Raw genomic sequence first — 12,875 nt, forward strand, 5'->3', positions numbered from 1 at the left:
AGCGAGCTTGCTCGCGAGCCTTGCGGCACTGGAGCCGCCGGCAAACTCGTTCGCGAGCGAGCTCGCTTCTACAAAAGAACCTTAGTGAGCCGGCTTGCGAATGGTCTTAAGCAGGTCTTCCGGGCTGATCTGCCCGACGATGTTGCTCACGCCCTCGCTGCCTGGCTGCGGCAGGCCGAGGATGTGGCCCTTGATCTTGCCGATCACGTGCATCTCGCACGGCTTGCAGTCGAACTTCAGGGTCAGCACTTCGTCGCCGTGGATCAGCTGCATCGGCTGCACCTTGGTGCGCACGCCGGTGACACCCTTGGCCTGTTTCGGGCACAGGTTGAAGGAGAAGCGCAGGCAGTGCTTGGTGATCATTACCGGCACTTCGCCCGTTTCCTCGTGGGCCTCGTAGGCCGCGTCGATCAGCTGTACGCCGTGGCGGTGGTAAAACGCGCGGGCCTTCTCGTTGTACACGTTGTACAGGAACGACAGGTGCGACTCCGGGTACACCGGCGGCGGGTTGGTCTCGGCCTTGCGGCCACCGCGCGGGTGCGCCTGTACGCGGGCTTCGGTGAGCGCCTCGATGGCCTCGCGGCGCAGCGATTTGAGCTGGGAATTGGGGATGAAGAACGCCTGCGGGGCGTCCAGCTCGATCTGGTCGGCGTGGTACTGGGTGGTGCCCAACTGGCCGAGCAGGTCGTGCAACTGGTCCAGCGCCTGTTCCGGCTTGTTGGCGACGCCGAACGGGCCGTCCAGGGCGACGCTGGCGCTGACGCCTTCCTCGCTGGTGGCGGTCAGTTCCAGGCGCTCTTCACGCAGCCTGGCGATCCAGGACAGGCCGACACGGCGCTCGGCGGACGTCTTCTGCAGCGCCTGCTGCCAGTTGTGGTCGAGGTTGCGCGACAGCGGATGGTTCGGGCGCAGGCGGTAGAGGCCTTCCGGCATCTCGTTGGGCTCGACGCGGTAGCGGTAGCGCTTCTCGCCGTCTTCTTCGAATTCGCCCTTGGGTTCTGCGATGTTGGCGCGGAAGCCGACCACTTCGCGCTTCACCAGCACGTTGAGGCCGTCGCCGTTGGAAAGCGGGTCCTTGGTTACCACCGTCATGTCGCGCTTGCCGACCTTTTCCACGGTGCCCACCGGCAGGCCGGTGAAGGTCGGCGAGTCGAAGGCGCCAATGTCGATCTTGCGGTCGCTGACGAAGTAGTCGGTGCTGCCGCGGTGGAAGGTCTTGTCCGGGTCCGGCACGAAGAAGTGGTCGGTGCGGCCGCTGGAGGCGCGGGCCAGGTCCGGGCGCTCGGCGAGAATGCCGTCCAGGCGCTGGCGGTAATAGGCGGTGATGTTCTTCACGTAGCCCATGTCCTTGTAGCGCCCTTCGATCTTGAAGGAGCGTACGCCAGCGTCCACCAGGGCGCTGAGGTTGGCGCTCTGGTTGTTGTCCTTCATCGACAGCAGGTGCTTCTCAAAGGCCACCACGCGGCCCTGGTCATCCTTCAGGGTGTAGGGCAGGCGGCACGCCTGGGAGCAGTCGCCGCGGTTGGCGCTGCGGCCGGTCTGGGCGTGGGAGATGTTGCACTGGCCGGAGAAGGCCACGCACAGCGCGCCGTGGATGAAGAATTCGATGGCGGCATCGGTCTCGTCGGCGATGGCGCGGATTTCCGCAAGGTTCAGCTCGCGGGCCAGCACCAGTTGGGAGAAGCCGGCCTGATCGAGGAACTTCGCCCGCTCCAGGGTGCGGATGTCGGTCTGGGTGCTGGCGTGCAGCTCGATTGGCGGGATGTCCAGCTCCATGATCCCGAGGTCCTGCACGATCAGCGCATCGACACCGGCGTCGTAGAGCTGGTGGATTAGCGCGCGGGCCGGCTCCAGCTCATTGTCGTGGAGGATGGTGTTGATCGTGGTGAACACCCGCGCGTGATAGCGATGGGCGAACTCCACCAACTGGGCGATATCGCTCACTTCGTTGCAGGCATTGTGCCGCGCGCCGAAGCTCGGGCCGCCGATGTAGACGGCGTCGGCGCCATGCAGGATGGCCTCGCGGGCGATATGCACATCGCGGGCAGGGCTGAGCAGTTCCAGATGGTGTTTGGGCAAGGACATGGTTTCTTCTTTATCAGGCGTGCTTATCAGGTGTGCTTTTCAGGTATGGCACGGGCAATCGCGCATTGTACCGGCCAAATGCCCCGCCGGCACCCGTGGCGTGCCGGACGGTGCGCCACGGCAGGCCTGATAGAACGGGGCGGCCGTTGCCAGCCGCCCCGGCGACTCAGTATTCGAACCGATAGCCGACGTTGGCGTGGTTCTGGTCGAAGTTGTCGCCATCGCGGTAGCCCACTTCCATGAACAGGCTGTGCCCTTCGGCAAGACGCGTGGAGACGCCCACCGCCGCTTCGCGCCAGCCGCCACTGAAGTCCGAACTCTGCTTGGGCGTGCCGTTGATCCGGTAGCCAATGTCATCGGCCATCAGTTCGCGCACATAGCCACCCTTCAGGTAAACCTCGGACTTGTGCTTGGCGTTGCTCAGCTCGTAGCCGACGATGCCACCGGCGCGGGCCAGCAGCGAGTCGTAGTCGTCGTAGTGGATCTTCAGGCCGTTGCTGGCGCGCGAGGAGAAGCCGCCCTGGTCGGTGTAGACCAGTTGCGCCTGGGGTTCGACGAACCACTGGCTGTCCTGCTCGTGGTGCAGGGTGAAGCGTTTGCCGGCTTCCAGCGAGGCGGAGTAGCCGTTGCTGCTGCCGGAGCTCTTCACGCGGTTGCCCTGGGTGTCGTTGACGCTGAAGTTGTTCTTCAGGTGTGCGGCCTTGAGCACGGCATCGAGGTAGAAGCCATTCTCGTGCAGCCAGGTGCCGTAGACGCCGATGTGCGTATTGCGCGCGCCGCCGCTGCCTTCATCGAAGCTCTGGTCGGCCTCGGTATGGCCGAGCATGGCGCCGACGAACAGGTCGCCGCTGCTGATCGGCACGCGGCGGTCCAGGCCGAGCTGGATGCCCTGGTAGCTCAGGCGGTAACCGTCGAAGTTGCCGCCAGCGAAGGAGTGCAGGCGGCCGCCGTTGGTGCGCAGCCAGACGTTGCCGTCGGTGTCGCGCTCGGTGTAGCGCAGCTCGCCCATGCGTTGCAGCAGAGTCTGCATGTCGAGGTAGGACAGCAGGTAGTTGGTGTGCACCTGCGCGTGGAAGGCGCGGGTGGTCGAAGTGCCGGGGCCTGGTCCCGGGCCGGGCGGGGTCGGCGCGACTGGATCGCCGGGCTCGCTCGGGCCTGGCGGTGTGGGATCGACCGGAGGCGTGGGGTCTACCGGCGGTATCGGGTCAACCGGAGGTACCGGATCAACTGGCGGCTGGGGATCAACCGGGCCAGGAGGTGTAGGGTCGATCGGATCGGGGGGACCCGGGTCTACCGGCGGCGCGGTGTAGCCATACAGTTCCCAGTTGTCATCCTCGTTCTTGCGCAGGGCATAGGTGTTGCCGCCCAGTTCCACCAGCGCACCTTCGTACAAGCCGAACTGGCCACTGCCGCCATTGGTTTCGATGACCTCGATGCGCTCGTCGCCCAGGGTGCTCTGCGAGCCATCGTTGGCGACCAGCACCGAATGGCTGCCGGTGCTGCCGCCGCTTTCGCTGATGGTCAGCTTGTCGGTCAGCTGGTTGACGATGTCGGTGTAGAAGTGGAACGCCCCGGCGCCGCTGAGCGAGCCTAGTTGCAGGCTGCCGTAATGCGCGGGCTGGTTGGCGGCGAAGCCGCTCTGCCAGGACTCGCGGCTGTTGAGGAAGACTTGCGAGTCGTCCTGCAGGTCCAGCGCGGTGAGGTTGGAGGCGGCGTAGTGATTGGCCTCGCTGCTGTTCTTGTCCAGCAGGTACCAGCGCGAGCCCTTGAGGTTGAGGGTGGCACTGCTGACGCTGCCGTCGGTCGCCAGGGTGCTGTCGGTCACCGCACGGCCTACCAGATCGCTGCCCTCGGCATTGAGCGTGAAGCTGCTGGCGAACACGTCGTCGGCACTGTTCTGGCTGGCGTTGATGTTGAGCAGGCTGCGCCCGTCCTGGGCGGTGGCGCTGCTGTTGGCCAGGTTCAGGGTGGCGTCCTTGACCGCATCGGCGACGTTCATGATGCCGGCGTTCTGGCCGTCGCTGGTACGCCCGACGAGGCCTCCAACCTCGATCAGGCCGGCGGTGCCGGTGGCGCCGTCGAGGTGCGCCATGTCGGTATCGGTCAGATTGATGACCTGGCCGCCTTCGAGGCGATCACCGTTGCTGGCGAGGCTGTAGCCATTGGCGAATGAATAGCGGATCGCACTGGCGGCGGAGTTGATGCTGTTGCGCACGCCGGCCACCAGCGGGGTGAGGGTGATCTGCGCGCCGTCGCCCATCACTCGCAGGCCGGCGGAGTCCTTGCCTTCGGTGGTGATGTCGGTCTTGCCGTACACCGTGACGTCGGAGTTGCCGTACTGCGAGCCGGCGTGGCCGGTGCTGTCGGTGGGGGCGCTGGCGTTGCCGCCACCCAGCGAGCCGGCGGCCAGGCCATGGGACTGTCCGCTGCCGGTGGTGTGGATCACCGTCTGGAAGTCCTGATGCTTCTCGCTGTTGATGGTCACCTGCGAGTTGCCGGTGGCCCAGGCGCCGATCTCGTTGTTGCCGGCGGTCTTGATCCGCAGGTGGCCACCGTCATAACCAGTAGCGGTGACGCTGGAGTGGTTCAGCGCGAACAGGGCGTTGGCGCCGTAGCGGCTGTTGCTGCCCTGGTTGAAATCGCCGCCCATGAAGGTAATCGACGAATTCTTCGTGGCATACAGGCCCACGCCGTTGCTGAAGCCGGTGCCGTTCATGTCCACCAGGTCGAGGGTCACGGTGCCGCCATTGTTGGCCTCCACCGATCGCTGGCTCGACTTGTTGGTGACCGCCAGCACATAGGGCGCGCCATCTTTCGAGGTCATGTCGATGGTCCCGCCGTTGGCGGCGAACAGGCCCTTGCCGCCGGCGATGGTCAGGTTGGCATTGCCGTTGAGCTCGGCGCTGGAGGTTGCGCCGTCCACGTACATCGCGCTTTTCGGGCTGTTGTAGCCCGAGCTGGTCGAGGTGGCGGTGAGGTTGCCGTTGAGCACGAAGCGCCCGCCAGCGGTCACGGCGATACCGTTGTAAACGTACTTGCTGTTGAGGTTGGTGTTGCTGCCGTAGTTGTAGGTGATGTCACCGTTGACGGTGACCAGGCTATTGGCACCCTTGATATCCAGGGTATTGCCGTCGACCTTGCCGCTGACGCCGGTCAGCACCAGGGGCGAACCGCTGGGCCCGGTCATGGTGATGATCGCGCCATTGCTCACGGCAAAGGTCTTGATGGTCCCGACCTGGGTGAAGTCTTCGTATTGGCCGCTCTGGTTGGCGGTGTAGCGCTGGTCGGTTTCGGTGACGCTGTTGGCCGCCGTTGCGGTGGCCACGGCCAGCGGGCTGGCCAGTAGAAGCATCAATGGGGTGTTCTTCATCACGGTTTCCTACCGCCTCTCGGCGGGATGGGTGAAGAGAACCCGGGTGCTCGTTTTCCGTGTGCCGCGCCAGCGAAATCCTGGCGAGAAGGGGTGGGAAGGTGGGTTTCAGTGGTGGTGTCCTGGCACTGTGAGTCGCTCACGGGGGTTGGTGTCGGGGCGATTGTCGACCGACGGGCCGGGAAGCACCGTTGAGTTATGTCAGAAGGATTTCGATTCCGGCATGGGTATTGAGAAACGTCATGAAAAGGCCAGATCCCACGTGACCTGCCTCAATACGCACCGGCCTTGAAGGTGCGCAAACCGCCGCCCATGCAGCACTGCACAGGGCAGCGCGATGCCCTTGCAGAACTGCAAAGTGACCCTGCAACCCTGTCTATTCCGCGCTTTGCAGGCATGGATCAAGATTCGTTCGTCCTCTCGGAATACCTCTCCCACTTTCAAGGAACCGAATCATGAACGCCAAGAAATCCCTGCTCGCCGCTTCCCTCGCACTGGCCATCGGCAATGCCTTCGCCGCCGGCAATCCCACCGTCGAACACAACACCCAGGCCTTCCTCGAGGCCCTGGAAGCGGGCAAGGGGCAGCCGCTGGAAACCCTTTCGCCCAAAGACGCTCGTGCCGTCCTGACCGGCGCACAGGCTTCGGTGAAGGTCGACCTCTCCGGCACCCAGGTCAGCGAGAAGACCGTGCAGACCGACGTCGGCCCGGTGAAGCTGACCATCGTTCGCCCGGCCGGCGTGAAGGGCACGCTGCCTGCGTTCATGTACTTCCATGGCGGCGGCTGGGTGCTGGGTGACTACCCAACCCACGCCCGCCTGATCCGCGACCTGGTGGTGAACTCCGGCGCAGTGGCGGTCTACGTCGACTACACCCCGTCCCCCGAGGCGCATTACCCGGTAGCGATCAACCAGGCGTATGCCGCCACCAAATGGGTGGCCGAGCATGGCAAGGAACTCAATGTCGACGGCAAGCGCCTGGCCGTGGCCGGCAACAGCGTGGGCGGCAACATGGCGGCGGTAGTCGCGCTGATGGCCAAGGACAAGAGCACGCCCAAGCTGCGCTTCCAGGCCCTGCTGTGGCCGGTGACTGACGCGAGCTTCGAGACCGGTTCCTACAACCAGTTCGCCCAAGGGCATTTCCTTACCAAGCCGATGATGCAGTGGTTCTGGGACAGCTACACCACCGACCCGAAACAGCGCGCCGAGATCTACGCTTCTCCATTGCGTGCCACGACCGACCAGCTCAAGGGGCTGCCGCCGACCCTGATCCAGACCGCCGAATCCGACGTGCTGCGTGACGAAGGCGAAGCCTACGGTCGCAAACTCGACGCCGCTGGTGTGGCTGTCACGTCCGTGCGCTACAACGGAATGATCCACGACTACGGTCTGCTCAACGTGGTGAGCAAAGTACCGGCCGTTCAAGCCGCCATGCGCCAGGCCGGCCAGGAACTGAAGGTCCACCTGCAGTAAGCCGCTTACCTCCCTCGCCGCCAGGCGGGGGAGGCCACTTCTCTGGAGGGAACCCACATGAGCCAGACTACGCAGCAAGAATCCGTCACCCTGATCATCCGCCACCGTGCCCGCCCCGACAGTGTCGCCGCCTATGAAGCCATCCTGCGCGAGCTGACCCGCGCCGCCAGCGAGTTCCCCGGCCACCAGGGGGTGGACGTGATGCGTCAGGGCGAGCACTTCACTTCGGTGTTGCGCTTCGCCAGCGCCAACGAACTGCAAGCCTGGCTGGACTCGCCGCAGCGCCGTGAGCTGATCGAACGCGCTGACCCGCACCTGCTCGAAGGCGAACAGAAGGAGCTGCACAAGGCCCACGAGTTCTGGTTCACCTCCCCGGAAAACACGCAGAAGCAACCGCCGCGCTGGAAGCAGGCTGCCGTCTCGTATCTGGTCATCCTGCCGCTGGTGATGCTGGTGCCGCAGCTCTGGCGCCCGCTGTTCACGCAAATCCCGCTGCTGGGCGGCTTCGTGCCGGCCAACATGCTTATCGTCGCGACCATCGTCCTGCTGGTGGTCTACGTTTTCATGCCACGGGCCACGCGCCTGTTCTCCGCCTGGCTCAATGCCCGCTGATCGAAAGAGGAACTTGCCCATGTACGCCGACCTGATCCTGACCAACGGCCGCTTCCACACCGTCGACCGCGAGAAACCCGAGGCCACCGCCGTGGCCATCGCCGACGGCAAATTCATCGCCGTGGGCACCGAGGCCGAAGCCATGGCCTTGCGCGCCGGCGCCACCCGCGTCATCGACCTCAAGGGGCGCACCGCGATTCCTGGCCTCAACGACTCGCACCTGCACCTGATCCGTGGCGGGCTGAACTACAACCTCGAACTGCGTTGGGAAGGCGTGCCGTCCCTGGCCGACGCCCTGCGCCTGCTCAAGGAGCAGGCCCTGCGCACGCCGTCGCCGCAGTGGGTGCGCGTGGTTGGTGGCTGGAACGAATTCCAGTTCGCCGAAAAGCGCATGCCGACCATCGAAGAGTTGAACCAGGCCGCGCCGGACACTCCGGTGTTCGTCCTGCACCTGTATGACCGCGCGCTGCTCAACCGCGCCGCGTTGCGCGTCGTCGGCTACACCAAGGACACACCCAACCCGCCCGGTGGCGAGATCGTCCGCGACAGCAACGGCGAGCCCACCGGCATGCTGGTGGCGCGGCCCAATGCGATGATCCTCTACGCGACCCTGGCCAAGGGGCCGAAGCTGCCCTTCGACTACCAGGTCAACTCCACCCGCCAGTTCATGCGCGAGCTGAACCGCCTGGGGGTCACCAGTGCCATCGACGCCGGCGGCGGCTTCCAGAATTACCCGGACGACTACCAGGTGATCGAGCAGCTGGAGAAAGACAACCAGCTCACGGTGCGCATCGCCTACAACCTGTTCACCCAGAAGCCCAAGGAAGAACTGGCCGACTTCAAGAACTGGACGTCCAGCGTCAAGTACGGCCAGGGCAGCGACTTCCTGCGGCACAACGGCGCCGGCGAGATGCTGGTGTTCTCGGCGGCCGACTTCGAGGACTTCCTCGAGCCGCGCCCGGACCTGCCCGGCAGCATGGAAGCCGAACTGGAACCGGTGGTGCGCCATCTGGTCGAGCAACGCTGGCCGTTCCGCCTCCACGCGACCTACGACGAATCCATCTCGCGGATGCTCGACGTGTTCGAGAAGGTCAACCAGGACATCCCGTTCAACGGCCTGCACTGGTTCTTCGACCACTGCGAGACCATCTCGCCGAAGAACATCGAGCGGGTGAGGGCGCTGGGCGGCGGCATCGCCATCCAGGACCGCATGGCTTTCCAGGGTGAGTACTTTGTCGACCGCTACGGCAAGCAAGCCGCCGAGGCGACTCCGCCGATCAAACGCATGCTGGCCGAAGGCGTCCCCGTAGGTGCCGGCACTGATGCCACCCGTGTTTCCAGCTACAACCCCTGGACTTCGTTGTACTGGATGGTCAGCGGCAAGACAGTCGGAGGCATGGAGCTTTATCCCGAAGGGCTGTCTCGCGCCACCGCCCTGCAGCTCTACACCCACGGCAGCGCCTGGTTCTCCAACGAGCAGGGCAAGAAAGGGATGATCAAGGTCGGGCAGATGGCCGACGTGGCCGTGCTCTCGGCGGACTACTTCAGCGTGCCGGAGGAAGAGATCAAGGTCATCGAATCGGTGCTGACCGTGGTGGACGGCCGTGTGGTGTTCGGTAGCGGCGACTTCGAGCGCCAGGCGCCGACGGCGATCCCAGTGCTGCCAGACTGGTCGCCGGTGGCCAAGGTCCCCGGCCACTGGCGCCCGCAAGGCCCGCTACAGCAGGCCGTGCACCAGTGCGCCGGCTCCTGCGGCGTGCATGGCCACAGCCACGACCGCGCGCGGCAATCCAGCGTGCCGGTGAGTGACTTCCAGGGTTTCTGGGGCGCTTTTGGTTGTTCCTGCTTCGCGTTCTGAAACTGGCGCAGCGGCCTACGCCGAAAGCTCTTGTGTAGGAGCGAGCTTGCTCGCGAACCCGCCTCACGCCGGATCGATAGGGTGCTGGGCACTTCGCGAGCAAGCTCGCTCCTACAGGTAGCTTCGGTGCGCTCCTTGTTCGCAAATCGCGAACAGAGTGCGTACTGACCGAGTCCGTTCCGCTAGAACCCCACCAACTGACCCACCGCCTGCGCTTGCGGATCATCGCTGCGGCTCACCAGTGCGTAGTTGTAGCCACCCTGGCTCCAGTAGCGCGCCAGCAGGTCGCCATCCGTGCGCTGCCCCTGTGGCAACATCTCGTGGCGCGGTCCTGGCGGACGGATGAAAAAGGTCAATCGCCGTCCCTGACCATCCTCGTAGATCACCAGCGCCGCCGCGCCCTGTTCGGTCGCGAGTAACCGCGCCCCGACTGTCTTCAAACCAACCTGCTCCAGCGAAGGCGGTGGCGGGGCATCTTTCAGGTAGCGGGCCAGCCAGCCGCGCAGGTCGCCGCCATCGCGCAGGTCCAGCCCGTTCTGGCTGGCATCGGCAAACAAACGGTAGGCCTGCACCGCGTCCTGCATCGGCAGCATGCCACGCAGCATCGCGTCGCCGCGCATCTGCCAGCCGCCCATGCCGCCGACACCCAGCGCCACCAGCAGCGCCGCCGCTGTAGCCAATCGCGAACGCCGCCGCTGCTGGACCTGCCGGCGAATCCGCGCCGGATCGAGCTGCTCCGGCACACCACGCGCCTGGCCGGCAAATGCCGCGCGCAGTTGCTGTGCATCCTGCCGCCAGCCTTCCACGCGGCGGGCGTCGTCCGGATGCGCGGCGAGCCAGGCCTCCACCCACTGGCGGCGCGCCGGGTCCAGCTGATCGTCGAGGTAGGCGTGCAGGTCCTGTTCCTGGGGAGTGCCGTCGGGAGTGCGTTCGTTCATTTCAGTACCCGCAAAGAAGGTGTCGCCGTCTGTCCTTCGCTCAGTGCGCGCAGCGCCGTGCGGGCGCGCGACAGGCGGGACATGACGGTGCCCATGGGAATATCCAGCGCCTCGGCCACCTCGCGGTAGCTCAGGCCTTCGACGCTGACCAGAGCCAGCAACGCGCGCTGCTCGGCCGGCAGTCGTTCAAAAGCTTCCAGTGTCGAGCGTGCGCTGACGATGTCCTCCGGCGATGCGCTGACTGCGCTGTCCGCGCCGAACAGGCTGAGGATGCGCGCATAACGGCGCGCACGGCGCTGCCCGTCGATGAAGTGCCGATAGAGGATCGAGAACAGCCAGGCGCGCAGGTCACCGTCGTCGCGGCGGCCGGTCCAGGCTGACAGCGCTTTCTCCAGGGTGGCCTGCACCAGGTCGTCAGCGCTGCTCGCGCTGCGCGTCAGCGATAGCGCGAAGCGCCGCAGCCGGGGCAGCAGTTCGCGCAGTGAATGGTCGTCCAGTGAATGCATCGGGGCGCCAGGAATGGGTGGGTTCGAGCGAGAAAGACGCTCCGCGCGGCAATCTATTCCCGCCAGGCGAAAAATAATTCTTTTGCAGTGGGTGGGAATAACGCTGCGCACGGTGCGTCGTACCGGCTCAACGCATTCAGCCTAAGCCTGAGGAGCTGGAAATGACAGAAACACCCACACCCAACGTGCCCCTGCGCCTGGCGGCCATCGGCGCCGTGGTACTCGGCGTGGCCGCCATCTTCGCCTACGTTGCCGGCTGGCTCGACCCGCAGCGGCTCACCCCGGACAAGGTCATCAATACCCTGGAGCACAACGGCGGCGTCTATCCCGGCTACCGGCGCAACCATGCCAAGGGCCTGTGCGTGATCGGCCACTTCGACAGCAACGGAGGCGTGGCCGATCTGTCTCGCGCCAGCCTGTTCTCGGTCGGTCGCGTACCGGTGGTCGGGCGACTTGCCATTCCCGGCGGCAACCCCAAGGCCAGTGACGGCGCCGCGCCGATCCGCAGCCTGGCGCTGCGCTTCCTGCCGGCAGATGGCCAGGAGTGGCGCACCGGCATGAATGCCATGCCGGTATTTGTCGTCCGCGACGTCGCCAGCTTCTTCGCCCTGCAAGAAGCCACAGCGCCGCAACCGGGCACCGGCAAACCCGACCCGGCCAAGGCCGGCGCCTTCTTCAAGGCTCACCCCGAGACCGGGCCCTTCCTGCAATGGGTGAAGTCCTCCACACCGTCCTCCAGCTACGCCAACAGCGCCTACTACGGCCTCAACGCCTTCTATCTGGTGAACAAGGACGGCAAGGAGCAGCCCGTGCGCTGGTCCGTGCAGCCCGAAGCACCGGTCGAGCCGTTGGCCGCGGACAAACGCGGCGACGCCGACTTCCTCGCCGCGGAACTGGCCCAGCGCATCGCCGCCGGCCCGCTGCGCTGGCGCCTGCAATTCACCCTGGGCGAACCCGGCGACAGTACCCGCGACGCCACCCAGGCCTGGCCCGACAGCCGCCGCAAGGTCGATGCCGGGGAACTGGTGATCGAACACCTGCAGCCGGAAATCGGCGGTGACTGCCGCGACGTCAACTACGACCCGCTGATCCTCCCCGATGGCATCCGTGCTTCCGACGACCCGCTGCTCAGCGCGCGCTCGGCCGCCTACTCGGAATCCTTCAACCGCCGCACCCGTGAGCAGGCCCAGGAGACCCACTGATGAAGCCGACTTACTTCCCGCTCTCCCTGCGTGTGCTGCACTGGCTCATGGCCGTGCTGGTGCTCGCCATGCTGCTGATCGGCCTGGGGATGGTCGCCAGCGTCTCGCCGCGCCATGCTGCCCTGGTCGCCATCCACAAACCGCTGGGTGCCGCGCTGCTGGTGCTCGTGCTGCTGCGCATCGTCGTGCGCCTGACCCACCGCATCCCCGCGTTGCCCAGTGACATGCCCGGCTGGCAGCGCAGCGCCGCACACCTTTCGCATCTCGCGCTCTATGGCCTGCTGCTGGCCCAGCCGCTGGTGGGCTGGACCATGCAATCCGCCGGCGGCTACCCCGTCGTGCTCTGGGGTGGCTTCGAACTGCCCGCGCTGGTCTCGCCCTCGGTGCAGCTCCACACCGTCCTGCGCAGCGCCCACACGGTCATCGCCTACGCGTTGCTGGCGACCATCCTCCTGCACCTTGCCGCCGCGCTGTTCCACGGCCTGATTCGCCGCGACGAAGTCCTCCCCAGCATGACCGGCGCGCCAATCCCGCGCGGTTCCACCGGAGAGCGGCCATGAAGCCCCGGTTCGCCATAGCTTGCCTTTTCACCTCCTGCGCGGCCCTCGCCGCGCAGGAGGTACCACCGGCGCAGGATTACCACTACGGCGAGAAGCTCGACATCAAGCACGTGGTGCAGGCACCCGACCTGGATTTCTGCGGGATTCGCGAGGTCGAAATGACCTACGAGGACAGCGCCGGGCAGCGGCATACGTTGCGGTATCCGGTGTGGGGGCAGGGGTGTGGGAATGAGAATTGAGAGGCGCGGTGTTCGAATGTGAGCCTCATGAAG

General features: G+C 65.6%; 10 protein-coding genes. 6 read left to right on the forward strand and 4 right to left on the reverse strand.

The window, feature by feature from the left end; genetic code table 11:
• Positions 1-81: 81 nt before the first annotated feature.
• Together ACNFH5_RS27945 and ACNFH5_RS27950 are read right to left on the reverse strand one after the other, a co-directional pair.
• Positions 82-2,085, reverse strand: coding sequence for a peptidase U32 family protein (locus ACNFH5_RS27945; RefSeq protein ID WP_416751749.1), 2,004 nt, complete (start codon positions 2,083-2,085; stop codon positions 82-84).
• Positions 2,086-2,251: 166 nt separating this feature from the next.
• Positions 2,252-5,455, reverse strand: coding sequence for an autotransporter outer membrane beta-barrel domain-containing protein (locus tag ACNFH5_RS27950; RefSeq protein WP_416751751.1), 3,204 nt, complete (start codon positions 5,453-5,455; stop codon positions 2,252-2,254).
• Positions 5,456-5,910: 455 nt separating this feature from the next.
• Between ACNFH5_RS27950 and ACNFH5_RS27955 the strand changes: the two genes are divergently transcribed.
• From ACNFH5_RS27955 to ACNFH5_RS27965, 3 genes are read left to right on the forward strand one after another with little or no spacing between them, the layout of a single operon-like run.
• On the forward strand, positions 5,911-6,927 hold the full coding sequence (locus tag ACNFH5_RS27955; protein ID WP_416751753.1) for an alpha/beta hydrolase: 1,017 nt from the start codon (positions 5,911-5,913) through the stop codon (positions 6,925-6,927).
• Positions 6,928-6,984: 57 nt separating this feature from the next.
• Positions 6,985-7,539, forward strand: a complete 555-nt coding sequence (locus ACNFH5_RS27960) for an antibiotic biosynthesis monooxygenase (RefSeq protein WP_416751755.1) — start codon at positions 6,985-6,987, stop codon at positions 7,537-7,539.
• A 19-nt stretch (positions 7,540-7,558) separates the two neighbouring features.
• Positions 7,559-9,397 (forward strand): amidohydrolase, encoded by a 1,839-nt coding sequence (locus ACNFH5_RS27965; protein ID WP_416751757.1) that lies wholly within the window; start codon positions 7,559-7,561, stop codon positions 9,395-9,397.
• Positions 9,398-9,579: 182 nt separating this feature from the next.
• Here ACNFH5_RS27965 and ACNFH5_RS27970 read toward each other — a convergent pair whose 3' ends face one another.
• Positions 9,580-10,335 (reverse strand): anti-sigma factor family protein, encoded by a 756-nt coding sequence (locus ACNFH5_RS27970; RefSeq protein ID WP_416751759.1) that lies wholly within the window; start codon positions 10,333-10,335, stop codon positions 9,580-9,582.
• On the reverse strand, positions 10,332-10,841 hold the full coding sequence (locus tag ACNFH5_RS27975; RefSeq protein WP_416751761.1) for a sigma-70 family RNA polymerase sigma factor: 510 nt from the start codon (positions 10,839-10,841) through the stop codon (positions 10,332-10,334). Before ACNFH5_RS27975 ends, ACNFH5_RS27970 begins: the two co-directional genes overlap by 4 nt.
• Before the next feature lie 161 nt (positions 10,842-11,002).
• Here ACNFH5_RS27975 and ACNFH5_RS27980 point away from each other — a divergent pair, with 161 nt between their 5' ends.
• The 3 genes from ACNFH5_RS27980 to ACNFH5_RS27990 are packed head-to-tail and all read left to right on the forward strand — an operon-like array spanning position 11,003 to position 12,842.
• A complete protein-coding gene (locus ACNFH5_RS27980) occupies positions 11,003-12,043 on the forward strand; it encodes a catalase family peroxidase (protein WP_416751763.1) in 1,041 nt (346 codons plus the stop codon).
• Positions 12,043-12,603, forward strand: coding sequence for a cytochrome b (locus ACNFH5_RS27985; RefSeq protein WP_416751765.1), 561 nt, complete (start codon positions 12,043-12,045; stop codon positions 12,601-12,603). Before ACNFH5_RS27980 ends, ACNFH5_RS27985 begins: the two co-directional genes overlap by 1 nt.
• Positions 12,600-12,842, forward strand: a complete 243-nt coding sequence (locus tag ACNFH5_RS27990) for a DUF2790 domain-containing protein (protein WP_416751767.1) — start codon at positions 12,600-12,602, stop codon at positions 12,840-12,842. The genes ACNFH5_RS27985 and ACNFH5_RS27990 overlap by 4 nt, the downstream gene beginning before the upstream one ends.
• The last annotated feature ends 33 nt before the right edge of the window (positions 12,843-12,875 follow it).

This window comes from Pseudomonas sp. NY15435, from assembly GCF_048068295.1.
In the GTDB taxonomy this organism is placed as follows: Bacteria; Pseudomonadota; Gammaproteobacteria; order Pseudomonadales; family Pseudomonadaceae; genus Pseudomonas.